The organism is Cupriavidus sp. 05N38, from assembly GCF_056397345.1.
The window spans coordinates 141747-168400 of sequence record NZ_JBFTNF010000010.1 but is presented as its reverse complement, the minus strand read 5'-3'; the positions used below and the strand labels follow the sequence as shown (position 1 = coordinate 168400).

Below are 26654 nucleotides of genomic sequence, written 5' to 3'. Positions count from 1 at the left end.
AGGTCCACGCCACCCTGGCACGGTGCCCTGCGCGCATGCGCGGCGCGTTTCCGTGCACGCACCAATCGGCCCGCCTCGCGTCCTGTCCGGTGCCGGCTGTCGCGGCAATCGCGCGCGCCATGCGCAGGGCATGGTCGGACGCAAGCGATTGGTGCCGAACGGGAAACAATGTGATCCCCGCGGCGTATCTAGCGCAGCACGGCTTCGACACCTAGGATTCGTCGTGTCCGGCGGATATGGCCGGCGCCCTGGCCCTCCGGGGCCGTATCTTCAAGTTCGCCAGGAAAACATCATGACGCAACGCCTGAACTACATGCAGCAATCCCCCGAGCTCCTCAAGAAGCTTATCGGAGTCAGCATGCTGCTGAATGACTCGAAGATCGAGCCGAACATCCGCCACCTGGTCGAGATCCGCGCATCGCAGATCAACGGCTGCGCCTTCTGTGTCGACATGCATATCAAGCAAGCGCGCATTCACGGCGAACGCGAACTGCGCCTGCACCACCTCGCCATCTGGCGCGAATCGACGTTGTTCGCGCCGCGCGAACGCGCGGCACTCGCATGGACGGAAGTGCTGACCAAGATTCCCGAGCATGGGGTGCCGGACGAGCTCTACGAGCGCGTGCTCACGCAGTTCTCGGAGAAGGAGCTTTCCGACCTGACGTTCCTGGTGATGGCGATCAACGCCTGGAACCGCGCCAACGTGGCCTTCCGTACCTCCCCTGGCTCGGCCGACAAGGAGTATGGTCTGGACAAGGCCAACCTGGAGTGATGCCATGAAGTTCACCAAGCGATTCACGGCTGCGCTGTTCCTGCTGTCCTCGCTCGCGGGCGTGCAGTCCGCCAACGCCGCACAGGACGCACACGACGCACACGACGCCATCGTCACGCCCGTGCTTACGCAGCCTTTGCCCGAATTCCCCGGCAAGGAGGCGCTGATGATCACCGTGGTCTATCCGCCCGGCAGCAAGGATCCCGTACACCGGCACAACGCGCATGCCTTCATCTATGTGCTGGAGGGCAAGATCATCATGGCCGTCAAGGGTGGCAAGGAAGTCACCCTGACGCCGGGCCAGACCTGGCATGAAGGCCCGGACGACGTGCACACGGTGGGAAGGAACGCCAGCAACACAAAGCCGGCCAAGTTCGTCGTGCTGCTGATCAAGGACAAGGACGCACCGGTGCTGGTCCCGGAAAAATAGCCGGCGCCTGTCACACGCGGGCGGTATCCAACGTCTTGCGGGCATGGATATTTCTTTTATCGCCCCGGACTTGCCCGGCGATGCGCTCGCCACCAGTTTCGCAACGAGTTACGCCGGTGTGATCGCCTTTATTGCCGTCGTCAGCGAAGGCAGCTTCGCCAAGGCTGGCGTCCGCCTCGGGATCGGCCGTTCCGCGGTCAGCCGCAACGTGCAGAAGCTTGAGACGCAACTCGACGCGCGGCTGTTCGTGCGCACGACGCGCTGTACCTCGCTGACGCGCGAAGGGAAGCTGTTCTACGACAACTGCCGTCCGGCCATCGAGCGCATCGCGCAGGCACTCGGGGACATGCGCGAGCTGCGCAACGGCCCCCCGCGCGGTCATCTGCGCGTGCGGGCAACGACAGGGTTCGGACGCAAGATTGTGGCGCCCCTGCTCTGCGGATTCCACGCCAGGTACCCGGAAATCTCGCTGGACGTTCAGCTCGACGACCGCCCCGCCGATTTCGCGGCGGACCGCATCGACGTCGCATTTCGCGACGGCAGAATGGAAGACAGCCAGGTGATTGCCCGGCAGCTGATTCCGATGCAGATGCTGGTCTGCGCCTCGCCGGCATATGCACGCATGCACGGGTTGCCGGACTCCATCGACGACATTGCCCGCCATCCTTGCATCAACCTGCGGACCGCGGGCGGCCGCGTGCGGAGCTGGGAGTTCAAGGCCGACGGCGCTGGCATCACGCTGCTGCCGCCTTCGCGGCTGACATTCAACGATGCGGACCTGGTGCTGCAGGCGGTGCTCCGCGGCCAGGGCATTGCGCAGCTGGCGGCCTACCAGATCCGCGAGCTGCTTCGCACGGAACAGCTCGTGCACTGCCTTGCCGGCCATGCACCCGACGACAGCGGCCACTACGTGTGCTATCTCAGCCGCAAGCATCTCCCGGCGCGGGTCCGGGTGTTCGTCGACTACATCGCGGAGCAGACGCGGCTGCTCGATCTCCGGATCCCGCTTGCCTGATGGTGTCCCGGAGACAACAGGGTGTGTTGCGGTGCGCGCCTGCTCCGGCCGGGTCGCCGCGCCTGCCAAGGAACGCCGGCACGCCCTGCAAAGGCCGCGCCCGCGCCGCCCGAAACTATGTGGATAGCATGCCTTTAGATGACCGCCTCGAGATGACGAGGCTTCGTGCTGCGGAAGCAGCCCAGCGGGATGATGCACGGTTGTGGAGGTGGTTCTCCGACAGCATGGAGGACCGCAGCATCTCGTGCCGGCTCACGCGCCAGGACGCCTGGCAGATCAGCGTGAACGGGTGCAAGATTGCGCTCGACAAATCATTCGACGTTGCCGTGCGGACTGCGTACGCGCTTCTGAAGCCGCTGGCTTGCCGGCCGCCGATGCAACCGGCGGCCGACCCGCGCGATTCGCGGCAAACCGCTCCCGTTGCCGAGAGCCAATAGCCGACAGCCGACAGCCAATTGCCGGCCGCCGGCCCTCAGCCGCGCAACTCCTCGCGCAAGCGGAACTTCTGGATTTTCCCGGCCGGCGTGCACGGCAGCGCCTCCCGCACCACCAGCCGCTCCGGCACATACTGCTGGGTCAGCTTGTGCGCCTTGAGATAGGCGGCCATGGCGGCCATGTCGAACGCGCAGCCCGGCCGCGTCACCACGAATGCGCAGGCGCGCTCGCCCAGCCGCTCGTCCGGGTAGGCCACGATGGCCACTTGCGAAACGGCGGGATGGCGGTACAGCAATGCCTCGACCTCCACCACGGGAATGTTCTCGCCACCGCGGATGATCACGTCCTTGCTGCGCCCGTCGATGCGGATGAAGCCGTGCGCATCGATCCGGGCCAGGTCACCGGTATCGAACCAGCCGTCGGCGTCGGTGTCGTTCAGGTGCGGGCGCCGCAGGTAGCCGCCGAAGTTCGAGCACGAGCGCACCAGCAGCCTGCCGGTTGCGCCGGCGGGCTGCTCCGTACCGGCTGCGTCCACCACGCGCACCGCCACCCCGGGCAGCGGGCAGCCGTCGGTGTTGACGGCACGCTCGTCGTCATCGTCCAGGCGCGTGGTGGTGACCGCGCCCATCTCCGTCATGCCCCACGCCGACACCACCTTGGCCCCGAGCGCTGCGCGCGCCTGCTCGACCAGGGCGCCGGGAATCGGCGCGCCGGCGCACAGGAAGGTGCGCAACGTCGGGATCGCCAGGCCCGTATCGGCTACGGCCCTGGCCAGGTCGGAGAGGAACGGCGTGGACGCCATGGTAAAGCTCACGCCTTCCCCGCGGATCAGCTCCAGCGCCCTGCGCGGCTCCCAGGTATCGAGCAGCACCACACTGGCGCCGAGCATGAGCGGCATCATCAGCCCGTACATGAAGCCGGTCTGGTGCGCCATGGGCGAGGCCATCAGGATCACGTCGCCGCTGCCCAGGCGCATGCGTTGCGCGTAGGGCACGATATTGGCCATCAGCGTATTGGCCGAGTGCAGCACGCCCTTGGGCTCGCCGGTGGTGCCGGAGGTGTAGATCAGTTGAGTGATGTCATCGGGCCCGGGGCGATGATGCACTGGCGGCGCAGGCGCATCGTCGCCCGCCTGCAGCAGGGCTTCGAAGGCATTGGCGCCGGCGCCGCCGATCACCAGCAGGTGCTGCAGGTCCGGCAGCGACGCGCGCAGGCCTTCGAGCATGCCCTCATGGTCAAACCCGCGGAAGCGCCTGGGCACCACCACCACCTTGCTGGCGGCGTGCCGAAGCATGAACGACAGCTCGCGCTCGCGCAGGATCGGCATGAGCGGATTGAGCACCGCGCCCAGCCGCGAGCACGCCAGGTACAGCGCGGTGAACTCCCACCAGTTCGGCAGCTGGCAAGACACCACATCGTCCCGCCCCACGCCGAGCCGGGCCAGCCCGGCGGCGATCCGGTCCGCGCGGCCGGCAAGCTCGCGGTAGCTCAGCCGCACGGTGGCGCCGGTTTCCGCGCGCACCGCGCTCAGCGCAGTCTTGTCCGGCCAGCGGGACACGCAATCGTCCAGCGCATCATTGATGGTGCGGTCCGGCCACAAGCCCTGCGCGATGCTGGCGGCGCGGCGCGGTGGCAGCAGGATGGCGTCGAATGCCATGGCGTGTCTCCTCGTTGCTGTCGTTGTCATGGATGGCGCAAGCGCAGGTCAGGCCGGCACCGCGTCCCGGCCCGCGCGCGTGCGGGCGATGATGGTCTTCATGATCTGCGCGGTGCCGTCGCCGATCTGGAAACCGAGCACGTCGCGCAGGCGCTGCTCCATCGGGCCGCGGTCGTAGCCGCCGTGGCCGAACGACAGCAGGCACTGGTGCACCACGTCGTAGGCGAGCTTGGGCGCCCACCACTTGCACATCGCGGCTTCGGCCGTATGCGGCAGTTCGCGGTCCTTCATCCACAGCGTCTGCAGGCACAGCAGGCGCGCGGCCGTCACCTGCGTCTCGAAATCCGCCAGCGGATGCGACACGCCCTGGAACGCCGACAGCGGCTTGCCGAACGCCTCGCGCTGCGCCACGTATTCCCAGGTTTCGTCGAGGCTCGCCTTGGCCACCGCCAGCACCTGCAGGCCGATCAGCGCACGCGAGAAATCGAAGCCCTGCATCACCTGCACGAAGCCCTGGCCCTCCTTGCCGAGCAGGTGACTGACCGGGACGCGCACGTTCTCGAAGAAGATCGAGCCGCGGCCGATGGCGCGCTGGCCATGGCAATCGAAGCGGCTGGTGGTGATGCCCGGCAGGTCCATCGGCACCAGCAGCGCCGAGACGCCGCGCGCGCCGGCCTCTACCGTGCCGGAGCGCGCGAACACGACGGCGGCGTCGGCCTGGTCGGCGGCGGAGATGGAGGTCTTTTCGCCATTGAGGACGTAGTGGTCGCCATCGCGCTCCATGCGCAGGCGCAGGCTGGCCGCGTCGGAGCCGCCGCGCGGCTCGGTCAGCGCAATGGCGAACAGCGCTTCGCCCCGGGTCAGGCGCTGCAGCCAGGGGCGTGCGATCTCCGGCGCGGCATGCTGGGCCAGGATCTGCCCGTTCAGCGAGGCCAGCAGGTTGATGTAGGAAATGCTGAGGTCCGCGCGCGCCACCGCTTCGTGGATCACGCCGGCCGCCAGGCAGCCGAGGCCCTGCCCGCCGTACTGTTCGGGCAGTTCGGGCGCGATGAAGCCCATCTGGCCCATGTCGCGCATCAGCGCGCGGTCCAGCACGCGGGTCCGGTCGCGCTCCAGAAATCCGGGCGCGATGCGGTCGGTGGCAAAGCGCCGGGCATGGTCGGCCAGTGCGGCCAGGTCTTCGTCGAGATAGGGGTTCATGATGTCTGCGGCCTGCGGAATGTTGTATTGACGCGCGCCCGCCGGCCGGGCCGTGCGGGCGTGCAGCGCGTACCGTGGAGGCGCGCGGCTTACTTCGCGTACCTGCGGAAGTCCGGCTTGCGCTTTTCCTGGAAGGCCGTCACGCCTTCGCGCGATTCTTCCGTGTCGTAGTAGAGCTTGAGCGCATACATGCCCATGCCGGCGATGCCACTCTGCTGGGCAGTGTCCATGTTGAAGCTGCGCTTGGCGATGGCCAGCGCCGTGGGGCTCTTCTCCATGATCTCGTCGCACCATTTCTGCACTTCGGCATCGAGCTGCCCGTGCGGCACGACTGCGTTGACCAGGCCCATGGCCAGCGCCTCGGCGGCCGGGTAGCGCCGGCACAGGTACCAGATCTCGCGCGCCTTCTTCTCGCCCACCACGCGCGCCAGGAACGCCGTGCCGTAGCCGGGATCGACCGAGCCCACCTTCGGCCCCACCTGCCCGAACACGGCCTTGTCCGAGGCGATGGTGAGATCGCAGATGGTGCACAGCACATTGCCGCCGCCGATGGCATAGCCCTGCACGCGCGCGATGACTGGCTTGGGCACGTCGCGGATGGCGTTGTGCAGTTCTTCCATCGGCAGGCCGATGGTGCCGCGGCCGTCGTACTGGCCTTCGTGGGCGGACTGGTCGCCGCCGGTGCAGAAGGCCTTCTCGCCGGCGCCCGCGAGCACGATGGCACCGATGGCACGGTCGTAGCCGGCGCGGTTGATGGCGTGGATCAGCTCGTCGCAGGTGCGCCCGCGGAAGGCATTCATCTTCTCGGGGCGGTTGATGGTGATCCACGCCGCGCCGTTGCGCACTTCATACAGGATGTCTTCGTAGTTCATGGTGCTTGTCTCCAGGGTTTCGTTGGCGAGTGCGGGCTCAGCCGTTCATGGTCAGGCCGCCCGACACGCTGAGCACCTGCCCGGTGACAAAGGCAGCGTCGTCGCTGGCAAAGAACACGATGGCGCCGGGCAGGTCGTCCGGCTGGCCGATGCGGCCCAGCGGGATCGAACGCGTGAACGCCTCGATCAGCTTTTCCGGGTTGCCCGCGCCCTGCTTGTAGTCCTCGAACAGCGCGGTGTCGGTCGGCCCCGGGCACACCACGTTGACGGTGATGCCGTGGCGCGCGTGCTCGCGTGCGATGGTCTTGGAGAAGGACACCAGCCCGCCCTTGCACGCGGCGTAGACCGCCTCGCCGGACGAGCCCACGCGCGCCGCGTCGGAGGCGATATTGACGATGCGCCCGCGCCTGCGCTCCACCATGCCGGGCAGCACGGCGTGGTGCATGTGCAGCGCCCCGGTCAGGTTGATGGCGATCAGGCGGTCCCATTGCGCCGGCTCGGTCTTGGTGAACGGCTTGAACACATCCCAGCCGGCGTTGTTCACCAGCACGTCGACCGGACCGAACTTGTCGACGACCGCGGCTACCGCGGCGTCCACGCTGGCGCGATCCGTGATGTCGCAGCGAAACGCCTCCGCGCGGCCGCCTTCGGCGCGGATCTGCTGCGCCACCCGGTCTGCCGCTTCGGGGTTGAGGTCCAGCACCGCCACCGCGGCGCCCTCGCGAGCGAAGCGCCGGCAGCTTGCCCCGCCGATGCCGCCGCCGCCGCCGGTCACGATGACCGTCTTGCCTTCAAGTCTTTGCACAATGTTCTCCTTTCAGGGTCCCGGGTGCTATCGTGCGGCTGAAGCGCCGCGCGGCACCGTTTAAATAGGTAAATATGTTGACGTATATTAGGAGGACATCTGGAACAATGCAAGCCCGCCTCATCAGGAAATAGCCATGGTTAACCCCGAATTTGACGATGAACTTGGGCCATCCGCACGCACGGAGATGGCGAACAGGTTGTTCTTCCGCCTGTACCAATGTGCAAATATGTTGCATAAAACGGGATCGAGAGCCGTAGAGGCGGAGGGCCTCACCACGCAGCAGTGGGCGGTGCTCGGCGCGCTGTCGCGACCGCAGGCGGCCGCGGGAATGAGCGTGGGCGACCTCGCCCGCTACCTGATGGTGAGCCGGCAGAACCTGTCGGGCCTGGTGAGCCGCATGGAGCGCGACGGGCACCTGAGCATGGCTCCCGACGGACGCGACCGGCGTTCGCGGCTGGTCACCATGACCGAGAGCGGACGCGACGTGTGGCTACGCCTGGCCCAGCCCAAGATCCGCGACTACTACGCGCGGGCGCTGACCGATTTCTCGACAGGGGATATCACCCACACGCTGCACTACTTGCTCAAGCTGCTGGAGAACATGAAAGCGCTGGATGACGAAGGGACCGCCGCGCAGGACACGCAGGATTGAAGGCGCGATCATGCGAAGGCGCGGTGGCGGGCGCGGTATGGGCGGCGATATTCCCCGCGTTCTCAATACAGAAACGATTGGCGTCTGCCGCCTTCCAGCGCGAATTTGTCTATGGCCAGTCTGCCAGTCTCACGTATTGACGAGACCAGGGTTACCCCAGAAATTCATCAAGGTGTGCCAGAAGGAACACCTGAGACCGGCCCACGGCTGGCCTAGACTTCAGGCAGGCGCCCAGCCCGGCGCCAGGCATCCGTGCCGCGGTCGCGCCATGGGCCTGCCGCCGCGGGGCCCGCAAGGGGGGCTATCGTGCAAGGCTTCCAGCTGACACTCTTCACCATCGAAAACCGCCGGCATCACGGCAAGCAGTTGTCGCACTGGCTGCTGCAGGTCCTGCGCGAGCTGCGCATCCGCGGCGCCACGCACCTGGTGGCGGCCGAAGGCATCGGCCACGACCGCCGCTTTCATAGCTGGCATTTCCTGGAACTGGCCGACCGGCCGGAAGAAATCACCGTCATCGCCACCGGCGAGGAAGTGGAGCGCCTGTTCGCGCGGCTGGCGGAGGAAGACGTGCAGGTGTTCTATGCCAAGACGCCGGTCGAGTTCGGCTTTCTCGGCAAAGGCGCGACGGGGGCCGACAGCCCGTGAAGCTGCCGGCTCCTGCCCGCCACGTCAGTCCATGCTGGCCGCGACGGTCGTCGTCTTGCTGCCGCGCAGCGTCGCTTCCGGCAGGCGCATCACCAGGAACGGCGCCACCAGCGACACCGCCGCGCTGAGCACGAAGAGAATGCGGAACGCCGTCTCGGCGGCGGCCCGCACGGCACCGGCGTCGGCCGCGTCGCCGCCCACCATGGCGCGGTGGAACATGCTCGTCAGGATGTCCTCGCCGCCCTTCAGGTCCGACACGCCCATGCCGCCATGGCGCAGCAGCCCGATCAGCACCGTGGTCAGCACCGCCACGCCCACCGCGCCGCCCAGCATGCGCGAGAACGCCGTCAGCGCGGTGGCCACGCCGACCTGCTGCGCGGGCACCGCGTTCTGGGTCGCCACCAGCCCGCTGGGCAGTTGCAGCCCGATCGACAGGCCGAGCGCGATCATCACCAGGGCGGTCAGCACCACCGCGTGCGGATCGACGAAGGCCAGCGCCAGGATGGCCAGCGGCGCGATCAGCGAGCCGGCCAGCTGGAGCGGCTTGTAGCGCCCGCTCCGGGTCATCAGCCGCCCGGAGATAAAGGCGCCGAACGGGATGGCCAGGGTCAGCGGCACCAGCCGCAGCGCCGCGGTGTCGGCCTGCGCGCCGCCCACCACCTGGAAGCGCAGCGGCAGCAGCACCGACATCGCGATGAGCTGGAAGAAGCACAGGAACAGCGTGATGCAGCAAATCGCCACCGTGGGCACGCGCAGCATGGCCAGCGGGATCATCGGGTCGGCCACCCGCTTTTCCTGCCACACGAACAGCACCAGCGCGACCAGGCCGGCCAGCAGCAGGCCCAGCGTCTGCGGCGCCAGCGCCGACTGGCCCTGCCCCAGGCGGGTGAGGAACACCAGCACGCCGGTCAGGCCGCCGCCGAACAGCAGCGCGCCGACATAATCGATGCGGTGGCGGCGCCCGCCCACCGGCAGGTGCTTGAGCGCGCGGCGCACCACCACCAGCGCGATCAGTGCCAGCGGCAGGTTGATCCAGAAAATCCAGCGCCACGACAGGAAATGCGCCAGGTAGCCGCCGATCACCGGCCCGGCCATGCTGGCCACGGCCCATACGCCGCTCACATAGCCCTGGTAGCGGCCGCGGTCGCGCAGCGGCACCACGTCGGCAATGGTCGCCTGGGACACCGAGATCAGCCCGCCGCCGCCGAGTCCCTGCAGGATGCGCGCGATGATCAGCTGGGGCATGGTCTGCGCCAGCGCGCAGGCGATCGAGGCCAGCAGGAACAGCACGATGGCGAAGGACAGCACCGAACGGCGCCCGAGCAGGTCGGAGAGCTTGCCGTAGATCGGCGTCACCACGGTGGACGCCACCAGATAGGCGGACACCACCCACGCCATCACCTCGAAGCCGTTGAGCTGCAGCGCGATCTCCGGCAGCACCACGGCCACGATCGACTGCTCCAGCGCACCCAGCAGGATCGCCAGCATCAGCCCGAAGATGACCTGCATGACGGGCACCGGCGGCACCGCGGGCGGACCGGATGCGCGGCCGTCGCGCTGGCCGCCGTTTGCCGCGCCTTGCGGGGAGGAGGCCGATGCCGCTTGCAGGGCAGGCAACAGTGGAGGCGGAGACGGCGGGAACGACGGCGGGGAGACGGCGGTCATGGGCGGGCGGGGGGAGAGGAACGCGGGAAAGGACATCGAGTGCAGGGCCGGCGCCACCGGCGCGGGCGCGGGCCCCCGACGGCAGCAGACGGCACCAGGCGGCCCCGCTCATGTCTGTTTTGGGATACAAGGGCGTTATTGTAGGCCGAAGCCTCCCGCCCTGCACCGCGTCTTTCCCGCCCGCATCGTGCCCCGCCCTGCGGGGCACGGCCTTAGAAGGATTCCCAGTCGCCGTTGGCCACCGCCAGGTTGCCGGCTGCGGCGGCACGCGGTACGCGGCGCGCCACCGGAGCGGCCGCGGCGGGCCTGGATTGGCGGGTCACCGGCAGCGACTTGGCCGACAGCACCGGCTCGCGGCCCTGGCGCACTACCGGGGCGCGGGCCTTGCTCGGCAGCACCGGCTCGCGCGTCACGCGCTCGGCAGCGGCACGCGGGGCGGCGGCAAGCTTGGCAGCCGCCGGCGCGGTCACGCGGGCGACCGCCCGGGCCGGCGCGGCGTGATGGCGTTCGGCGGAATCCCCGGCGTCGCGCGCCGCGGGAACAGCGGCAAGACGCGCCGGCGCATGGCTCTTGGCCCCGCCAGCACGCGCGGCCGGCTGGTGCCTGGCGGCTGGCGCCGCGGCGCGCGCAACAGGTGCGGCCGACCGCACCGGCGCAACCGGCGCAACCGACATAACCGGCATGGCAGCCGGCGTCCCGGCGCGGGCCGGTGCCTGCCGCGCCACGCTGGTGTCCTCCGGCGAGACCTTGAAGCGCGACACTTCACCCACCAGGCCGGCGGCCTGCTGCTGCAGGCTCTCGGCGGCAGCGGCGGCCTGCTCCACCAGGGCGGCATTCTGCTGCGTCACGCTCTCCATCTGGCTGACGGCGCGGTTGACCTGTTCGATGCCGGAAGACTGTTCCTCGCTCGCCGCGGCGATCTCGCCCATGATGTCGGTCACGCGCTTGACCGCGCCGACGATATCGTCCATGGTGCGGCCCGCATCTTCCACCTGCCTGGCGCCATGGGCCACCTGCCCCACCGAGCCGTTGATCAGCTGGCCGATCTCCTTGGCTGCCGACGCGGAACGCTGCGCCAGGCTGCGCACCTCGGCAGCCACCACGCTGAAGCCACGGCCCTGCTCGCCGGCGCGGGCCGCTTCCACCGCCGCGTTGAGCGCCAGGATATTGGTCTGGAAGGCAATGCCCTCGATCACGCCGACGATCTCGGCCACCTTGCCCGACGATTGCGAGATGCTCTGCATGGTTTCCACCACGCCGCGCACCGCGCGCCCGCCTTCGGTGGCCACGCCGGAAGCGCTCACCGCCAGTTCGTTGGCATGGCGCGCATTGGCGGCGTTCTGCCTGACCGTGGAGGTCAGCTGCTCCATCGATGCGGCGGTCTGCTCCAGGGAAGCCGCCTGCTCCTCCGTGCGCTGGGACAGGTCGGTGTTGCCGCTGGCGATTTCGCGTGTCGCGCCGTCGATCGAGCGCGAAGCGCCCTGGATGCCGTGGACCAGCGCCGCCAGTTGACCGAAGGCGCGTTCGAGCGCCCCCAGCATGCGGCCCATCTCGTCATTGCTGTGCGCCTTGATGCTGTAGGTCAGGTTGCCCTGCGCCAGCGCCTGGGCGGCTTCGAGCGCCTGGCGCGCCGGCCCCGTGATCGAACGCGTGATGCCGATACCGAGCGCGATGGCCAGCGCCACCGCGGCGGCAGCCAGCCCGACCAGCACGTCACGCGCCATCTCGTAGCTGGCTTCCGATTCGTCCACGGCGACGATCGCCACCTTGCGCCCGCCCTCGGCAAGTTCAGTGAGCTTGTCGAAATAGGGCGCCTGGGCCGCCGGCAGCGTCGCCACCAGCGCGCTGCGCGCGCCGTCGAATTCGCCGCCCTGCAGCTGGCGCAGCACCATGTCGAGCTGGCCGTTATACGCCTCGCGCGCTTCGGTCAGGCGGCGGTAGGTTTCCCGGATCTCCGGCCTGGCGGACTTGGCGAGCCATTTGCCGAGTTCGTCCAGCGTGGAACCCATATCCTGGCGCAGCGCGCCGATCTTCTCCGCGTTGCGCCGCACCGCGACCGGGTCCTCGTTCAAGGTGGCGTCGCGCACGAGGATACCGATCCATAGCGCGTCCTGTTTGACGCGCTCGATATCCATGACCTTGAACAGCCGCCCTTCCACCGTCACGTGCATCGATTCGTTCATGGTGCGCAGGGACACCACGCCCACGACAGCCACCGCCACCAACGTCAGCGTCACCACCGAAAACGCCACCGTCAGGCGCGCCCCAATGCCAAAGTTTCGCAACCAACGCATCTTCCCGGCTCCTTTTTGCTTTTTCATCGCGCGCGGCGCACTCGCTCCAGACAGGCTTCCGGATCGACGCCGCATCGCGGGCTTAACGGCAGGGGACCAGACAAGCTTGAGTACATTTGCGCGTTTTGCGCGAAGAAAGCGAAAAACGCGAAGATACGCGGAGATATAGGGGGAGAAAGACCGGCAATTCAGGGAATTGGCAGCGTGCGTCCTGTCGTCTAATGGCGGCAGGCACTTCGATGTGCTGCCATCGGGCCTCGTGCCCGGCGGCATGCCAGACAAGAAAAGTGGGCGCACAAAAAAAGAAGCCCACGCGCGGGGTGCTCGTAGGCTTTCCAGGACTGCTAGGAACCGAAAGGTTCAGTAGCGAATATAAACCTGCTTACATGAGGTGTAAATCCAATTTCTATCAGGGATATCTCGGATAGGAAAAAGTGCCTGCTCTGCCACTCCTTGTGGCGCATGGGTGGCACCGGATGCTTCAGCAAGCAGGCCAGGGCCGTGTCATCGCCAGCAACCCCATGCTGCACAGGGGTTGCGGGCCTGGCCGGCGTTGGGATTTGCCCCACAAGTGAACATGGACATATATTCACCTATTGTGATGCAATCGGTTTTTTAGAGGTAAACCTCTAGGCTAGGCGCGCCCCCCAACCGTCCATATTTGTAAAATTTTGTTACTCTCGCCCCTGAAGTATTCCCCTTCTCTTCTGGCGGCGCCGCTCGCCACCGATTGCGAGGCGGTATTGGACCCCCCTCCCGCGCACATACCGCGGCTGGCCGCGATCCATGCACCCCGCCCCCCGGCCAGCATCGAGAGCGGATGTTTCATCCCCAGTTCCGCCCAGGCCGGGCCGCAGCCCGCGCTCAGCAGTGCGTCATACCTCAGTTGCCCACGCCTGGTTATCGAATCCCTGCCAGCCGCCAGAACCCGCGCGGGCTCTTCCGGAGAAGTTGTGAACAAGAAGGAAACCAGGGTGGACCGCCCTAGCCGGAAGCTGCAGCACCAGCAACTGTCCACCCACCGTGCGAGCCGCAAGCCGGTCATCGTGCACCTGTCCAGCGGCATCCGCCTGCATGGCGTGATCGTCGCCGCCGACAACTATATGGTGCTGCTGGCCGAATCGCCGGACGATCCGGTGCCCCAGGTCGTCTACAAGCACGCCATCGCGGTCATTACGCCCGCCCACGCACCGGAAGCCATGGCCAGCGTGCCGGGCGCGGAAAGCTCGCCGGAGTTCGTCAGCCTGTATACGCCCCGCACGCGCAAGCGGCGCTAGAGATATGGCGAGGATGACCAGGCGTGGCGCCGCCAGGGCCCCGGCCACGCGCCCCGCCGCGCCAGCCGGAGCGCGCAAAGAAACTTCAGGGCACGACCGCAAGATCACACTAAACCTTTTCCGACGCTGGTCGATAACCCTAGCAACGGAGGCACTACACGCACTGCAACGCAGTCAGCCAACGTTACACGGCAGCCGCCGGACTGTGTAAATCACTGCAACTAGGAGTCGTACCATGTCGTCGATCATCAATACCAATTCGTTGTCTCTGATGACTCAGAACAACCTCAACGCTTCGCAATCGCAACTGAACACCGCGATTCAGCGCCTGTCGTCGGGTCTGCGCATCAACAGCGCCAAGGACGATGCCGCCGGCCAGGCCATCGCCAACCGCTTCACCGCCAACATCAACGGCCTGACCGTAGCGCAGCGCAATGCCAACGACGGTATCTCGATGGCGCAAACGACGGAAGGCGCGCTGACCGAAGTCAACAACAACCTGCAACGTATCCGCACGCTGGCCGTTCAGGCCGCCAACGGTTCGAACTCCGCCTCCGACCTGAAGTCGATCCAGGATGAAATTACGCAGCGCCTGGCTGAAATCGACCGTACTTCGCAACAAACCGACTTCAACGGCGTCAAGGTCCTGTCCTCGTCGGCAAAGGCCCTGAACATCCAGGTTGGCGCGAACGACGGCCAGACCATCTCGGTCAACCTGTCGGAAATCAGCTCGAAGACCCTGGGCCTGGACAGCTTCAGCGTGACCAGCACCCCGAACAAGGCTGCTACGGTTACCGACCTGAGCAACGCAGTGACCGCCGGTACCGCCACGAAGATCAGCTCGAGCCTGTACCAAGTCACGACCAAGAACACCTTCGCCTCGACCGACCAGGTCCTGGCCAAGCTGCAAGACGGCGACACGGTTGCTGTGGCTGGCGGCAACACCTACACCTACAACTCGAGCACCGGCAACTTCTCGTACAAGGTGACCACCGCTGCTTCGGCAGCCTCGCTGTCGAGCTCCAACCTGCCGGCATTCGGCCAGGCAGCCGGCACGTACACCAACGCCAGCGGCGCATCGGTCCAGTTCAAGGTCGACAGCGCAGGCAAGCTGACCGCCGCTGACGGCGTCACCACCCTGTACGACGACGGCGCCGGCAACCTCACCACCAACAACACTGGCGGCCTGTCGCAAGCAACGCTGGGTGGCGTGTTCACCAACGCCGGCTCGGCTGCCGCTGGTGTCGCAAGCGTGCAAGTCAACGGCACCACCTACACCTCCGCTGCTGGTGGCAATGTCACCAACAACGCAGCAGCCAGCAAGAACGACGTGGCAGCTGCAGTGCTGGCAGGCGGCTCGGGCAACGCGACCACCGTCACCCTGGGCAAGACCAGCGGCCTGACGTCCACGATCAAGCTTGACGGCGCTACCGGCAAGGCAGACGGCGCCAACGGCGCGACCTCGAGCTACGTTGATGCAAAGGGCAACCTGACCACGACGGCCAGCTTCACCACCAACTACGCTGTCGACACCACCACCGGTGCCGTCACCGTGGCAGACAACAGCGCCAGCCCGGCCGCCGCAACGGATCCGGACATCAACGCGAAGATCGGCGGCGCCGCCTACATCGACGCAGCGACCAACGCATTCACCACGAGCACGACCTCGTCGTCGGGTTCGGGCACGACCGATCCGCTGGCCGTGCTGGACAAGGCGCTGCAGACCGTCGACAACCTGCGCAGCTCGCTGGGTGCAGTACAGAACCGCCTGGACTCCGTCATCTCGAACCTGGGCACGACCGTGACGAACCTGTCGTCGTCGCGCTCGCGCATTCAAGATGCGGACTACGCAACGGAAGTGTCGAACATGACCCGCGCGAACATCCTGCAACAAGCTGGTACCTCGGTGCTGGCGCAGGCTAACCAGTCGACCCAAGGCGTGCTGTCGCTGCTGCGTTAATTCGTAACTGCTTCGCTGAAGCCGGCATTCGTGCCGGCTTTGGCATAACGGGCCTCGAGTGTTTCCCCAGGGCCGCGGCCCTGGGAAAGCATTCCAACCTCCGACTTCCGAACCGACATGGCCGAATCCTTCCCGATCCCGTCCGGCATCCCCGCCATTCCCGCCATGCCGGCCAGCATGGCGTCGGGCGGGGAAACGATGCGCGCAGAGGCCGGCATTGCCGCCACTGCCGGCAGCGAGGATTCGCCGGCGAGCACGCCGCAGGAACAACCGGGCGGACTGGATGCAGCCGTCAAGCGGCTGACCCAGGTCCTGCGCATGGCATCGGTCAGCGTAGAGTTCGAGATCGATAGCGATTCGCACCGCATCATCACGAAGGTGGTGGACAAGACCAGCGGCGAGGTGATCCGCCAGATCCCGACCGAGGAAGTCATCAAGATCGCGAACGCCATGCAGCAATTGCAGGGTCTGTTCGTGCATCAGACCGCGTAAGACCGCGCAAGACAGCACAAGACCGGACCCGACCCAATCAAGCTATACCTGGAGAAGCAGTCATGACAAGCATTTCGAACCTCGGCGTAGGCTCAGGCCTGGATCTCAGCTCGCTGCTGGACCAGCTCACCACCGCCGAGCAGGCTCCGCTGAACGCGATCAAGGCGCAGCAAGCCAGTTCCCAGACCAAGCTTTCGGCCTACGGCACGCTGCAGAGCGTGCTGGGCGCGTTCCAGGCCGCTGCCAAGCAACTGGCCGACCCGAGCTTCTTCAACGGGACGACCGCGACCTCCAGCAACACCGGTGTCCTCACCGCGACGGGAGGCAGCAAGGCGACTTCCGGCACCTACGCCGTCAACGTCTCGGCGCTGGCTCAGGCCCAGTCGCTGGTCGCCGCCGGCCAGGCTTCCCAGACCGCGGCGCTCACGACCGGCACCATTCACATCGACTTCGGCACCATCACCGATGCCGCCGGTGGCAGCCTGGACAACAATGCCGCCAGCCCCACCTACGGCCGCTACAGCAACGCCACGTTCGCCGCCACGGCGGGCTCGAGCGGGATCGACATCAAGATCGACAGCACCAACAATACGCTGCAAGGCGTGAGCGACGCCATCAACAAGGCCAACACCGGGGTCACCGCCAGTATCGTCAACGACGGCTCGGGCACGCCGTATCGCCTGGTCCTGACGGCCAAGGACACGGGCGCGGCCAGCAGCATGCGCATCAAGGTCAACAACGAAGCCGGCAGCGGCACATCGCTGGCCGGCCTGGTCAGCTATGACGTGAACAACGGCTCCGGCGGACAACGCATGCAGCAAAGCATCGTCGCCCAGAACGCGCAGCTGACCGTCAACAACATTGCCATCCAGAGCGCCAGCAACAACGTGACCGACGCCCTGCCGGGCGTCACGCTGGCACTGACCCAGACGGGCAACACCAGCGTCGCCATCCAGCGCGACACCAAGACGATCCAGACCGGCGTGCAGTCTTTCGTTTCCGCCTACAACAATCTCCAGAGCGTCGCCGCGAGCCTGACCGCCTATGATCCCAGCACCAAGACCGGCTCGCCGCTGACCGGCGACGGTACGCTGCGCATCATCCAGTCGCAGATCCGCGGCATCCTGAACATGCCGCAAGGCAGCGGCAGCGGCGCCAACGCGATCAACACGCTCTCGCAAGCCGGCATATCGTTCCAGACCGATGGCTCCATCCAGCTCGACAATGTCACGCTGACCAACGCACTGAACTCGAATGCGGCTGGTGTCGCCGGCCTGTTCGGCAATACCGACGGCAAGAGCGGCTACGGCAACCAGATCAATGCGCTGGTCACCTCGCTGACCGGCACCAACGGCGCGCTGACCTCGGCCACCAACGACGTCAACCAGACGCTGAAGGACCTGAGCGACCAGTACACGTCGAAGTCGGACCTGGTGGACGCGACCATTGCGAACTACAAGGCGCAGTTCACGCAGCTCGACACGATCATGGCGCAGATGAACAACACCAGCAGCTATCTGACGCAGCAGTTCAACGCGATGAACAACACCTCGAACAAGTAGTAAGCCCGCCCAGGAGTCGATCATGTTCGCCCGAAATGCCGTCAACGCCTATGCCCAGGTCGGGATCCAGACCGGCGCCATGAGCGCCAGCCCCCACAAGCTGATCGTCATGCTCTACGACGGCGCGCGCGGCGCCATCGCCCGCGCCAAGTTCCACATGGAAGCCCGTGCCGTCGCCGAGAAGGGCAAGGCAATCTCGCACGCCATCAGCATCATCGACAACGGCTTGCGGGCCGCGCTCGACCACAATGCCGGCGGCGGGATCGCCGGCGACCTGGAGGCGCTTTACGACTACATGTCGCGCCGGCTGATGCTGGCCAACCTGCGCAACGATGAAACACTGCTGAACGAAGTCGATCACTTGCTCGAGAACCTGGCATCGGCCTGGGCGCAGATCGAAGACGCGGCCTCGCCGGTACCCGGTGAATCTCACCAACTCGCTTCGGCAGGGACCTGACATGCATAGACCTAGCCCCGTTCTGAGCTGCTACGAAGAGCTCGAACTGCTTGCCGAACAGATGCTCGAGACGGCCCGGGCCAACCACTGGGATGCGCTGAGCGACCTGCAGAAGGTGTATATGGCCCAGGTCGACCGCCTGCGCCAGCTCAAGGACGAAGCCTCGTTCCCCGAACATGAACGTTCCAGCCGCTTCCACCGCCTGGAGCGCATCCTTGCCTACGATGCGGCCATCCGCGATCTGCTGATGCCCGAGCTGACGCGCTTCGGAGGAATGATCGCCAGCGCCAGGCGGCAGCAGAGCCTCGGCCATGCCTATGGCGTTGCCGGCTGACCTGGCCGGACCTCCCGGCACCGATATCACCTAGCGGCCTGCAATGACTGGCATTCCTGTCTCGTCGGACGCATCCCTGCTGCGCGACCTGAACCCGCAAAGCCTGCGCACCGCGCTGTCGGTATCGAAGCTGTCGGCACTTCTCCCGACGGCGCCCTTGCCGGAGGGCAACCCGCAGACGTCCACCGGCTCCGCCGTGCAAGGGCGCACGGTCTTGCCCTTGCCCTCCGCCGCGCAGGCGGGCCAGCCCGCGCAAAGCGGTTCCACCCGCGAAATATTGAGCTCCGCGGCACGCGTCATCCTGGATTTGCTGGAGCGCGTCGATGTTCAACCCCAGCGTTCAGCCGCTTCCCTGCTGCCATCGCCGCCCACGGCCGCCGGCGCACCCGCCCTGCGCGCCGCCCTGGCGGACGCGATCGGACGCAGCGGACTGTTCTATGAGAGCCATCTTGCCGAATGGGTGAGCGGCGCCCGGCCGCTGGAACTGCTGCGCAAAGAGCCACAAGCGATGCTGCGCGCCCCTGGCGCCGGGGCCGGCACCGCCCAGGGCCCTGCCCCGGCACCGGACAAGGCAGGCGCGCCGCCTGCGCCGCTTCTCCTGCTCCCCGCGCCGGCGGCTACGGCCGGAGCACCTGCCCCCCTGACTCCCGGGGGCGCGATGGCCGAGGCGGACAGCCCCCTGCAGCTCCTTGCGGAAGACGGACAAGCGACGCAGGCCGACGCGCGCGGCCCCGCTCCCTCCCCGCGTGGCGGTGCCGCAACCGAGACCGCCGCCCAGACGAACGCTACGCCGGCCACGCTCCAGCAGCCCGCGCATCCGGGCCGTGCCGCCGCGCTGGCGAGCCAGGCTGCGCAAGCCTATGAAGCAACGGCCAAGGGCGCCGACGCACCCCGCCATCGGGAAACGCGCCTCGGCACCCTGCTGGCCACGGCCAGCATCGACGACCACGCAGCCGCCCGCAGCAGCGGCCCGGCAACGGTCCTGCACCCCGGCGCGGAAGGCGTGGTCCGGCAGCAACTCGAACTGCTTGCCGGCCAGCAGTTGCGCTGGGCCGGCGAAGCCTGGCCCGGCACGCCCATGGACTGGGAAATCCGCCGCGAGCATGCGGACGACGGCAGTGCCGGCACCGCCGCGGCCGCCTGGAGCACACGACTGGTATTGAACTTGCCTCACATGGGAACGGTGGAAGCGCGCCTGACCTTGAACAGCACCGGCCTGGACGCGCGCATCGTCACCGCTGACGGAAGCGTCGCTTCGCGCATGAACGCCGACAGGTCGGCACTGTCAGGCAACCTGGCGGCCTCCGGCATCGTGCTGATGCGCCTGGATGTCGACACCGGCGAGCCGGCCACGCCAGGAACAGGCAGATGAACGACGCACATCAACCCACCCCGCGCGGCGCCGCGATCGCGCTGCGCTACGACAACGACGATGCCGCGCCGCGCGTGGTGGCCAAGGGCTACGGCGTGACCGCGGAATCGATCATTGCGCGTGCGCAGGAGGCGGGTGTCTACGTGCATGACTCGCCCGCGCTGGTGAGCCTGCTGATGCAGGTCGACCTCGATTCGCACATCCCGCCCCAGCTCTATGTCGCCGTGGCGGAGCTGCTTGCCTGGCTCTATCGCCTGGAAAGCACATCTGGCGAAAGCGCCGGCTGAAAAGCCGGCCGCGCGGGCGGCCGCGGAGCGCGCCCGCGCGTATGCTCAGTCGTGCCCCGCGCCCAGCATGGCCCGCACCTCGGCGCCGACGCGCGCCACGTCATCGCGGTCCAGGCCAAGTCCCGACGGCAGATTCAGTGCATGCGGCGCGATCCGGTAGCAGGCCAGGTTGGCTGCGCGCGCGGCGGCCGCGCCTGGCGTGGCGGCATAGGCCGCCAGGCTGCTCAGGGGATTGAAGAACGGCCGGCTGTCGATGCCGCACTCCGCCAGCCGGCGGATCGCCGGGACCTTGCCGCCAATGCGCTCCGGCAGCAGCACCGTCACCATCCAGTAGGTATTGCGCACGTCCGGTGCCTCGCTGTTGAGCAGGATCTCCGGGCACCGCGAGAACTCTTCACGGTACCACTCGAAAATCTGCCGCTTGCGCGCCACCAGTTCTTCGATACGCTCGATCTGCGCCAGCCCGAGCGCGGCCTGCATGCTGCTCATCTTGTACTTGTAGCCGACTTCGCGATTCTCGAACATGGTGTCGCCCGGTTGCCGGCCATGATCGCGCAATACCATGACACGGCGATAGACGCTGTCGTCGTCGGTGATCAGCATGCCGCCTTCGCCGGTGGTCAGCGTCTTCGAGCCATGGAAGCTGAAGGTCCCGGTCAGGCCGAGCGTGCCGGCGGCCCGCCCGCGATAGCGCGAACCCGCGGACTCGGCGGCGTCCTCGATGACCGCCACGCCGTGCCGGCTGGCAATGGCGCACAGCGCATCGTAGTCGGGCATGTTGCCGTACAGGTCGACGGGGATCACGGCCTTGGTGCGCGGCGTGATGCAGGCCTCGAACGACGCGGCGCTCAGGCACCAGCTCGACGGGTCGATGTCCGCGAACACGGGCGTCGCGCCTACGTAGCTGACGGGCGCCGCACTGGCGATCCAGGTGCAGTCCGGCACGATGACTTCATCGCCGGGCCCGACGCCCAGCGCCAGCAGCGAGAGATGGATCGCCGAGGTGCACGATGGCAGCGACACCGCATGCCGGACCCCGTGGTAGTCGGCGAAAGCCCGCTCGAACCGGTCGTTGTAGCGATTGGCGTCGGCGTACCAGGCATTGGTGACCGCATCGGTGACATAGGAGATTTCCCTGTCGGTGATCGACGGGCCGGAGACGAATATGCGTTTCATGATGATCGGGGTTCCCAGGGAAGCCGGTTCGACCGCGACAGCAGCCTTTCAGAGAAAGAAGTAGTCCGCCTGTTTCTGGTGCCATTCGGGGATCGCGGCAATCGCGGCGCGCGCCGTGCGCGGATTCATGCCAACGTAGACGCGGCCGATATGCCCCGGCAGTGCCCCCGGCGAGACGATCTCGCGCGCCTGGCAAAGGCGGCCTTGCAGGTGCGCATTCTGGTCCACGAAATACTCCACGCGCTCCATCGAATCCAGGGCCGAGGCGATGAAGTTCCCATAGAAGCCGGCACCGTAGATCGCGCTGGGCGCCGATGCGTGTGCCCGCTCGAAGGCCTTCAGCCTTGTCACGACGCCGTGCCAGTATTGCGCGGTGTCGCGCGCGAAAGCCTCCAGCCCCGCCAGCGCGGCGGCATCCGGTTGCCGGACCGCGCAGGCGGCCCCCGCGCCGAGCCTTGCCGTCACCACGAACGCGGCATCGTGCACGCCGGCATCGACTTCCACGCGGTCGAAGCCCTGCGCGCTCAGCATGTAGTGCAACGATTCGGCCGTGAAGTGGTTCACATGGTCGGCCACGACGAAGTCGGCCACGTTCTCCAGCACGTTCGGCACGATGAAGTAGAAGTGCCCGCCCGGCTTGAGCAAAGCCTTGATATTGGCCAGCGCCTGCCCGAGCCGGGAGATATGCTCCAGCGCATAGAAGGACAGGACCACGTCCATGCTGCCCGCCCAGGCCGGGTCCACCTCGTGGGTGGCCCAGCCAGGCTGGCCCGGGAACCGCGCCCAGTGCGATACATACTTGTCGGTGACATCGAACAGGAACGGCGCGATGCCCTGGTTCCCCTGCACGACCTTCCTCAGGGTCGGCGCCTTGGCGCAGCCGTAGTCGAGCACCCGGCAGCCCGGGAACAGATCGAGCTTCGACTGCAGCACCGCGGCCTGGTGGTCGGCCCGGTAGAGCGGGCGTCCGTCGACCATCTTGTAGAGCTGGTCGTCGTCTTCCGCTGCGAGGTTGATCTCGTACACATTGGCGTAGTAATGCGCAAGGTCCGGCAGCTCGCTGGTCTGCAGATGACCGCAATGCGGGCAGAGATAGACCTGGGTGCGGCCAGGCACCACGGTGTTCATGGTCGTGATCGAACTATCGCCGTCCGACTCGTAGACCGGGGCGGGAAGCGCATTCGCGCAAACGTTGCATTGACAGGCCACTGCTATTCCTCGGCAAAATATTCGGCAAACAGCGCCTCGACCTCGGTCCCCGCGGTGACGGAGGCCTTCCAGCCCAGGCGCGCGCCATAGGGGTCGCGGAAATTGAAGAAGCGCGACTGGACCGACCAGCGCGGCCGGTCCGAAACGTTGTATCCGGACTGGTGGATCACCAGGAAATCCAGCACGATCAGGTCGCCCGGCCGGGTCAGCGGCGCGCAGCGCTCATAGGCGGCAACCACTTTCTCGTCGTCGACCATGCCGATCTTGTAGGCACCCGACTTGGCGGCCCCGACCCCGGTCTTGCTGCACTTGCGGATCCCGTCGCGATGCGAGCCGCGGCATACTTCCACCGGGCCCATCTCCCTGGTCACCGCGCGCAGCGGGCTCCACATCACGATGCCATCGACACTCTGCGGCTGGAAGATGAACTCCTGGTGCCAATGGCTGCGGAACTGCTCTTCCTGCGGACTATCGATGCGAATGCCATAGCTGGCCGTGCCGATGCCCGCCACATCGGTTCCCCGCAGGAACTTGAAAAGGGCCTCGCCCTTCTCGGACGAGATCAGCCGCAGGAACGCCGGGATCTGCTTGACCTGGTCGTAGACCTCGCCGCCGAAGGCGCGGCTCACGCCTGTCAGCTGGGCATAGCCGGCATCGAACTGCTCCGCCGAGAAGGGCTCGCGCACCAGCGCAATGCCGTGCCGGGCCGCCACCAGGCCGATAATGTCGTAGATGGCCCGCTGGATCGGACGGATCTCCCGCTCGATATCGAAGAAGCCGGGTATCACCAGCATGCCGTCGCGCGCAAAGCGCGCGCGCAGCTCATCTGTCGGAACGAAGTCCATTGTCTGCCCCTGTCTCAATCGCTCGCCGCGGCCCCAGGCTTACACGCGCCGCAGGTAGCCATCCGGCGCCACCGTGATCTGGAGCTTGTCTTCGACCTGCCGGTCGATTTCGAACTTCAGCGGTTCGCCGTCGGCGCCCAGGACGGTCTCGCTGCGCAGGCGCTCCAGGTAGGCCCAGACCGCGGTCTTCGGATTGTTGCCCTTGCCCCACGGACGCGCGGGCGAGAGGTGTTCCGGCTGGTCTTCCACCAGGGTATCGAAGACGATGCAATAGCTGCCCTTCGCCGTCAGCGGCRCATAGGCTTCCAGTTCGGCCAGTACGTGGTCGTGCGTATGGTTCGAATCGAGAATGACCAGCACGCGCTCATAGCCGGCCGCACGGCGATGCACCTCGGCGACAATGGCGGGATCGATGCTCGAGCCCTGCAGCATGTCGATCTTGTGGGCCATCGGGTGCTTTTCGATGGCCGCGCGGTTGTGCGCGCGGATATCGATATCGAGGCCCARCACGCGGCGGCGCGAAGCCCGCGGATCGAAGCTGGTGCCGGCCTCCACCGCATCGCAGTAGTCCAGCATCGCAAGCATCGACGCACTGAGTATCAGGGAGCCACCGTGGGCAATGCCGGCCTCGATCACCAGGTCCGGCCGCACGCTCCAGATCAGTTCCTGCATCGCCGCCATATCCTGCGGATACTGGATGATGGGCCGGCCCAGCCAGGTGAAGTTGTAGGCGTAGTTGCCCACCGCCACGGCGCACATCCAGTCCAGCGACGCACCGCGCAGGCTGGCTTCGCTGCCGAGCCGGCGGATGTTCCCCTGCACCTCCTGCTTGAACTGCTCAATCGGATTCATTTCACTCTCCATTGTCTTTTTCAACCAATACCTTGTCGATGCGCCCGCCGATCTGGGCGCCCATGTACAGGCATTCGGCGTAGTGGCGGGGAAAGCCCGCCCGCTCCATTGCCGCAACCGTCTGTGCGATGTCGTAGTCAACGCGGTGCAAGGCAATCTCGTACCCGTCCAGCACCGCGAATGCCGCGCGCGGATCGCCGTCGCGGGGCTGCCCCACCGATCCGGGGTTGCAGTACGTCTTCTCGCCGAACACCGCCAGCGTCTGCACATGCGTATGGCCCGAGAAGAGATTGCGCGCCTGTGGCGGCACGGTGTGCGCGTCCACGCGGTACAGAWACTCGTCGAGCGGATCGTTCCAGCCGCCGTGGACAAAATAGTTCAGTGCTTCCGTATGGATGGACACCGAGCGCGCCAGCCACGCGACCTGCTCCACGCTCACCACGGTGCGCTGGTATGCCATGATCTGCGCCACCGTGCGCGAACGGGGGCAGTCCAGCGCGGCGACCATGTACTGGTCGTGATTGCCCATGACATTGATGGCATCGAGCTGGCGCAGCAGGTCAATGCATTCGCCCGGCTGCGCGTAATAGCCGACCACGTCCCCGAGCGAGATAAAGCGCTGGCAGCCGAGCGCGCGGGCAGCGTCGACCACCGCATGCAGCGCCGGCAGGTTGCCGTGGATATCAGAGAGAATCGCGATCATAGGCAACGAAGTCCTCCGAATATCGCCACGCCCGCCCATGCCTGAGCAGCGGCGCCGATGGCCTGCTGCCCTGCAGGAAGAAATCGAGCGCCATGCCCGCCTCGTTGTAGCCGAACGCGGTCCGCAGCGAAGTGCTGCTGGAGAAGCGCGGATTGATCTCGAGCAGGTAGGGCACGCTGCCCTCCTTGCGGAACTGGTAATTGGTGGGGCCGAGCGGGCGGAAATGCCGGGTCAGGACCTGCGTGGCGGACTCGATGTCGGCGTCGCGCACCGTCTCCACATAGCCCGTGCTGCCGGCCGCCGACAACCTGCGCCTGAAGACGATGGGCGGCACCATGCCGCCGTCGCCGAAGCCGAACAACCCGACCGTGTATTCGGCGTCGTCCGTGCCGACGATGCGCTGGACCATGGCGCTGTCGCCCTGCTTGCGGCGCCAGTAGTCATAGTCCGGTTCGTCATGCAGCCGCACGATGCCACGCGAGCCGTTGCCGTCGCGTGGCTTCATCAACAGGGGCGCCGGGCCCAGCGCACCGACCAGCTCCTCCCAGCTGCCGTCGATGCGGCTGGGAATCGAAGGCAGGCCAAGCGCCTCGATGGCCTGGCCGCAGCGCCACTTGTCCGCACTGAGCCTGACCAGCGCAGCCTGGTTCAGCCCGAGCACCACGCCGAGGCTGTCGAAGAAGGCGCGCTCCCGGTCCATCAGGGACACATCGACCTCGAGCGCCGGCAGGATCAGCTGCGCCCCTTCCCGCTGCACGAGATCGCGCCAGAAATCGAGATAGGCGGGATCGGACTCCTCGCACGGCGGCTTGGCGCGGAAGGCATCGCACAGGTAGCTGCCCATCGATCCGGCGTTGCGGTCGACGCCGACGATGCGCACCGGCCGGCCACAGGCGCGCAGGCTCTTCACCACACCCTGTCCGATGATGGCGCCGACGCCGGTTACGATGACGGTCACGGTCATTGCAGCTGCGCTTCCACCAGCAAGGCCACGCACAGGTCGGGAAACCCGACGCCGACCTTGAGCATGGCCTGCATGTTCGCGCGCATGTCCGGCAGTGTCTTGAGCACGCTCAGCGGCAGCGGCTTCAGGTAGATGCCTTCCTCATGCGTGATGGCGTAGCCATGCTCGTTCAGCACGGCGCGCAGGGTGTCGCGGCAGTACTGGCGCTGGTGCCCGAGAGCGATGTCGTTGGCGTTCAGGCTGTAGATATCGTCGATCAGCCCGAGCTCGAGACCCAGCCGCCGGTTCATCGACTTGGCGTTGGGCACGGCCACATAGACCTTGCCGCCGGGCTTGAGGAAACGGCGATAGCGCGCCAGCAGCAGGCCGGGATCGTCGACGTGCTCGAGGATGAAGCCCATGACGATCACGTCGAAACGCTGTTCGGTCTCGAAGGTCTCGAAGTAATCCAGCACCACCGTGTGGGCCAGCTCCGGATGACGCTTGCCGAACAGCTCGATGACGAGCGGCGAGCCTTCCACGATGACATGCCGGTCGCACCGCTGGTCGAACGCGGACGCGGTGAAGCCGTGGCCCAGGCCGAGTTCGAGCAATGCCTCGCAATGTCCGAACCGCTCGATGATGCGGCCGGGATACCAGTTCAGTACCAGGTCGTTCTCGAGCTCCGTCGCGGAGTTCGGCAGATACTCGGTAGCTACTGCGTCAAGATGGTTCATGAC

General features: G+C 66.7%; 27 protein-coding genes. 14 read left to right on the top strand and 13 right to left on the bottom strand.

Annotated features, from left to right (window positions below):
• The first annotated feature begins 292 nt into the window (after positions 1–292).
• The 4 genes from AC1DK4_RS10020 (at position 293) to AC1DK4_RS10005 (ending at position 2654) form a co-directional block, all read left to right on the top strand.
• Positions 293–772, top strand: coding sequence for a carboxymuconolactone decarboxylase family protein (locus AC1DK4_RS10020; RefSeq protein ID WP_441613973.1), 480 nt, complete (start codon positions 293–295; stop codon positions 770–772).
• 4 nt (positions 773–776) lie between these two features.
• On the top strand, positions 777–1202 hold the full coding sequence (locus AC1DK4_RS10015; RefSeq protein WP_441613972.1) for a cupin domain-containing protein: 426 nt from the start codon (positions 777–779) through the stop codon (positions 1200–1202).
• A 43-nt stretch (positions 1203–1245) separates the two neighbouring features.
• The gene (locus tag AC1DK4_RS10010) at positions 1246–2217 is read left to right on the top strand and encodes a LysR family transcriptional regulator (protein WP_441613971.1); all 972 of its coding nucleotides are present in this window, start codon (positions 1246–1248) and stop codon (positions 2215–2217) included.
• A 128-nt stretch (positions 2218–2345) separates the two neighbouring features.
• The gene (locus AC1DK4_RS10005; protein ID WP_441613970.1) at positions 2346–2654 is read left to right on the top strand and encodes a hypothetical protein; all 309 of its coding nucleotides are present in this window, start codon (positions 2346–2348) and stop codon (positions 2652–2654) included.
• Between the two features lie 35 nt (positions 2655–2689).
• Here the strand turns inward: AC1DK4_RS10005 and aliA are convergent, their stop codons facing one another.
• From aliA to badH, 4 genes are all read right to left on the bottom strand, one after another.
• The gene (gene aliA / locus AC1DK4_RS10000) at positions 2690–4309 is read right to left on the bottom strand and encodes a cyclohexanecarboxylate-CoA ligase (protein WP_441613969.1); all 1620 of its coding nucleotides are present in this window, start codon (positions 4307–4309) and stop codon (positions 2690–2692) included.
• Between the two features lie 48 nt (positions 4310–4357).
• On the bottom strand, positions 4358–5509 hold the full coding sequence (aliB, locus tag AC1DK4_RS09995) for a cyclohexanecarboxyl-CoA dehydrogenase (RefSeq protein ID WP_441613968.1): 1152 nt from the start codon (positions 5507–5509) through the stop codon (positions 4358–4360).
• Positions 5510–5598: 89 nt separating this feature from the next.
• A complete protein-coding gene (badI, locus tag AC1DK4_RS09990) occupies positions 5599–6381 on the bottom strand; it encodes a 2-ketocyclohexanecarboxyl-CoA hydrolase (protein ID WP_441613967.1) in 783 nt (260 codons plus the stop codon).
• Positions 6382–6418: 37 nt separating this feature from the next.
• Positions 6419–7186 (bottom strand): 2-hydroxycyclohexanecarboxyl-CoA dehydrogenase, encoded by a 768-nt coding sequence (gene badH / locus AC1DK4_RS09985; protein WP_441613966.1) that lies wholly within the window; start codon positions 7184–7186, stop codon positions 6419–6421.
• A gap of 136 nt (positions 7187–7322) precedes the next feature.
• On the opposite strand from badH, the gene AC1DK4_RS09980 reads away from it, so the two are divergent.
• Together AC1DK4_RS09980 and AC1DK4_RS09975 are read left to right on the top strand one after the other, a co-directional pair.
• Positions 7323–7841, top strand: a complete 519-nt coding sequence (locus tag AC1DK4_RS09980; RefSeq protein ID WP_441613965.1) for a MarR family winged helix-turn-helix transcriptional regulator — start codon at positions 7323–7325, stop codon at positions 7839–7841.
• A 306-nt stretch (positions 7842–8147) separates the two neighbouring features.
• Entirely contained in the window at positions 8148–8486 is a 339-nt protein-coding gene (locus AC1DK4_RS09975; protein WP_441613964.1) for a DUF190 domain-containing protein, read from the top strand.
• A 24-nt stretch (positions 8487–8510) separates the two neighbouring features.
• Here AC1DK4_RS09975 and AC1DK4_RS09970 read toward each other — a convergent pair whose 3' ends face one another.
• Positions 8511–9995, bottom strand: a complete 1485-nt coding sequence (locus AC1DK4_RS09970) for an MDR family MFS transporter (RefSeq protein ID WP_441613963.1) — start codon at positions 9993–9995, stop codon at positions 8511–8513.
• Positions 9996–10363: 368 nt separating this feature from the next.
• The gene (locus AC1DK4_RS09965) at positions 10364–12445 is read right to left on the bottom strand and encodes a methyl-accepting chemotaxis protein (RefSeq protein ID WP_441613962.1); all 2082 of its coding nucleotides are present in this window, start codon (positions 12443–12445) and stop codon (positions 10364–10366) included.
• A 953-nt stretch (positions 12446–13398) separates the two neighbouring features.
• Between AC1DK4_RS09965 and AC1DK4_RS09960 the strand changes: the two genes are divergently transcribed.
• From AC1DK4_RS09960 to AC1DK4_RS09925, 8 genes are all read left to right on the top strand, one after another.
• Positions 13399–13722: an RNA chaperone Hfq gene (locus tag AC1DK4_RS09960; protein WP_441613961.1), complete on the top strand. Its 324-nt coding sequence runs from the start codon at positions 13399–13401 to the stop codon at positions 13720–13722.
• A gap of 235 nt (positions 13723–13957) precedes the next feature.
• Positions 13958–15682 (top strand): flagellin N-terminal helical domain-containing protein, encoded by a 1725-nt coding sequence (locus AC1DK4_RS09955; RefSeq protein WP_441643209.1) that lies wholly within the window; start codon positions 13958–13960, stop codon positions 15680–15682.
• 117 nt (positions 15683–15799) lie between these two features.
• Positions 15800–16174, top strand: a complete 375-nt coding sequence (locus AC1DK4_RS09950; protein ID WP_441613959.1) for a flagellar protein FlaG — start codon at positions 15800–15802, stop codon at positions 16172–16174.
• A gap of 62 nt (positions 16175–16236) precedes the next feature.
• Positions 16237–17736: a flagellar filament capping protein FliD gene (fliD, locus tag AC1DK4_RS09945; protein WP_441613958.1), complete on the top strand. Its 1500-nt coding sequence runs from the start codon at positions 16237–16239 to the stop codon at positions 17734–17736.
• A 22-nt stretch (positions 17737–17758) separates the two neighbouring features.
• Positions 17759–18193, top strand: a complete 435-nt coding sequence (fliS, locus tag AC1DK4_RS09940; protein WP_441613957.1) for a flagellar export chaperone FliS — start codon at positions 17759–17761, stop codon at positions 18191–18193.
• A gap of 1 nt (position 18194) precedes the next feature.
• Positions 18195–18527 carry a flagellar protein FliT gene (locus AC1DK4_RS09935; RefSeq protein ID WP_441613956.1) on the top strand — a complete coding sequence of 111 codons (333 nt, stop codon included), beginning with the start codon at positions 18195–18197 and terminating at the stop codon, positions 18525–18527.
• A 43-nt stretch (positions 18528–18570) separates the two neighbouring features.
• The gene (gene fliK, locus AC1DK4_RS09930; protein ID WP_441613955.1) at positions 18571–19899 is read left to right on the top strand and encodes a flagellar hook-length control protein FliK; all 1329 of its coding nucleotides are present in this window, start codon (positions 18571–18573) and stop codon (positions 19897–19899) included.
• Positions 19896–20186 carry an EscU/YscU/HrcU family type III secretion system export apparatus switch protein gene (locus AC1DK4_RS09925; protein ID WP_441613954.1) on the top strand — a complete coding sequence of 97 codons (291 nt, stop codon included), beginning with the start codon at positions 19896–19898 and terminating at the stop codon, positions 20184–20186. The genes fliK and AC1DK4_RS09925 overlap by 4 nt, the downstream gene beginning before the upstream one ends.
• A gap of 45 nt (positions 20187–20231) precedes the next feature.
• On the opposite strand, the gene AC1DK4_RS09920 is transcribed toward AC1DK4_RS09925, so the two are convergent.
• From AC1DK4_RS09920 to AC1DK4_RS09890, 7 genes are all read right to left on the bottom strand, one after another.
• Positions 20232–21362, bottom strand: coding sequence for a DegT/DnrJ/EryC1/StrS family aminotransferase (locus AC1DK4_RS09920; RefSeq protein ID WP_441613953.1), 1131 nt, complete (start codon positions 21360–21362; stop codon positions 20232–20234).
• A 48-nt stretch (positions 21363–21410) separates the two neighbouring features.
• A complete protein-coding gene (locus AC1DK4_RS09915; protein ID WP_441613952.1) occupies positions 21411–22490 on the bottom strand; it encodes a class I SAM-dependent methyltransferase in 1080 nt (359 codons plus the stop codon).
• Between the two features lie 83 nt (positions 22491–22573).
• Positions 22574–23416 (bottom strand): phytanoyl-CoA dioxygenase family protein, encoded by an 843-nt coding sequence (locus AC1DK4_RS09910; protein WP_441613951.1) that lies wholly within the window; start codon positions 23414–23416, stop codon positions 22574–22576.
• Between the two features lie 39 nt (positions 23417–23455).
• Positions 23456–24268 (bottom strand): cephalosporin hydroxylase family protein, encoded by an 813-nt coding sequence (locus AC1DK4_RS09905; RefSeq protein ID WP_477131503.1) that lies wholly within the window; start codon positions 24266–24268, stop codon positions 23456–23458.
• A 1-nt stretch (position 24269) separates the two neighbouring features.
• Positions 24270–24971, bottom strand: a complete 702-nt coding sequence (locus AC1DK4_RS09900; protein ID WP_477131502.1) for a metallophosphoesterase family protein — start codon at positions 24969–24971, stop codon at positions 24270–24272.
• Positions 24952–25935, bottom strand: coding sequence for an ATP-grasp domain-containing protein (locus AC1DK4_RS09895; RefSeq protein WP_441613948.1), 984 nt, complete (start codon positions 25933–25935; stop codon positions 24952–24954). The genes AC1DK4_RS09900 and AC1DK4_RS09895 overlap by 20 nt, the downstream gene beginning before the upstream one ends.
• A complete protein-coding gene (locus AC1DK4_RS09890) occupies positions 25932–26651 on the bottom strand; it encodes a class I SAM-dependent methyltransferase (protein ID WP_441613947.1) in 720 nt (239 codons plus the stop codon). Before AC1DK4_RS09890 ends, AC1DK4_RS09895 begins: the two co-directional genes overlap by 4 nt.
• Positions 26652–26654: the final 3 nt, after the last annotated feature.